At 72.8% G+C, this 1,415-nt stretch carries 1 protein-coding gene; it reads right to left on the bottom strand.

Annotated elements, in window-relative coordinates:
• Positions 1-283: 283 nt before the first annotated feature.
• A complete protein-coding gene (locus K6I34_RS36950; RefSeq protein WP_229332386.1) occupies positions 284-1,156 on the bottom strand; it encodes a phosphatidylinositol-specific phospholipase C/glycerophosphodiester phosphodiesterase family protein in 873 nt (290 codons plus the stop codon).
• Positions 1,157-1,415 lie beyond the last annotated feature (259 nt).

Here is a 1,415-nt window from a genome sequence, read left to right as displayed (position 1 = left end):
GTCCGGGTGGAGTGGCCATACCGCCCAGCCTCACCGACCGCACGCCCCCGGCGCCGCGCGATGACCGTACCGCTACACGCTCCGCCCTGGATCGCGACATTCCACCGGCGCCCCGCCGCACGCCCCGCCGCTCACCGCTCACCGCTCACCGCTCACCGCTCACTGTTTGCCGTTCACCGCCCGTCGCGCGAAATCCGCACCCGGCTCTCCCGCGTGGCACCCTTGCCGAAAAAATCCATAATCATACGATTTGCCGGTGTCTGCCGAACACTACGCGGACCGCTCAGCGGTGCGCGCGCAGGAACGCCTCCAGCCCGGCCAGGTCGTCGGTGTTGAGGTAGTCCACCCCCGTGGCGAGCAACTCTCGCCAGAGGGCGTCGCGGGCCGGTCCGGGCCGGTCGGGCGTGGCCCAGAACCGCACCTGCCGGTGCTCGGCGTGCGCGGCCGCCACGATCCCGGCCAGCTTGTCCCGCTCCCGCGCGGGCATCGGCCCCACGCCCCGCCAGGTGAAGGCGGCGCCCCAGTCCTCGCTGACGAGCGGGGCGAAGGAGGCGGGGACGCCGGTACCGAGGTCCGTGATCCTCGCGTCGTAGAAGGCTCGCCGCACCCGCTCCTCCTCCATCGGCCCGCGGGCGCCCCGGTCGCCGGAGACGACCGCGGTGACCGCGCCCCGGCGGACCCTGCCGTGCTCACAGACGCTCAGCATCGAGCCGTAGTGCCGCAGATGACGCGCGAGCTCGCGGTAGGTGGGCCCGCCGGGGGTCTTGATGTCGATGAGCAGCTGCAGCGAGAAGTCGTAGCCCGGGTAGACCCGGCCGCGCCCGGCTCTGACCCGGCGCAGCAGCGGGGCGAGATAGAGCGACTCCAGCGTGCGGGCGGGGTCGAGCTCCGAGGCGTCGTGGGCGACGAGAAGCTCGCCGCCCACGAGCCAGATGTCGGCCTCGACGCTGCCGAAACCGTGGGAGAGGGCGTCGGAGAGCGGGTGCGGGTGCTCGTAGTCGTTGTGCGCGTGCGCGTGGCGCAGCGGGGGCCTGCCGCGCCCGGTGTCCGCGCCGTCACCGGCGTCCGTCTGCCGGGCGAGGGCGGGCCCCGCGAAGCCTCCCGCGAGGGCGGCTCCCAGGGTGATGACGGCCGCGCGACGTGTGCGAAGGGTCATGGCGTCTCCCGGGTCGGAGGTCCGTCCGTGGCCCGTGGGCCGACGGACGCGCGGGGTGTCCCCTGCGAGTATCCGGGCGCGCAGGGCCAATGGGCAGGGACGGGGCGAGAGTTGCCCATGTCGACGTCGGCGTGTTCCCTGTCGTTCTTTCGGGGCATGGTGAACTCTCTTGCATCGTGCCAGAGTTGACGGGACCTCTGGGGAGACTGTGATTGCATGCAGAGGCCGCGTGCGCGCGGTGCTGACGGTTCTGGTGGCG

The sequence above is a fragment of the Streptomyces sp. UNOC14_S4 genome, assembly GCF_020740835.1.
Classification (GTDB): Bacteria; Actinomycetota; Actinomycetes; order Streptomycetales; family Streptomycetaceae; genus Streptomyces.
The sequence above is the reverse complement of the archived record's forward strand: the minus strand, read 5'-3'. Positions and strand labels throughout refer to the sequence as shown.

Excerpts from the sequence above, each read along its gene's own strand:
- K6I34_RS36950 (WP_229332386.1), bottom strand. The coding sequence starts at position 1,156 with ATGACCCTTCGCACACGTCGCGCGGCCGTCATCACCCTGGGAGCCGCC.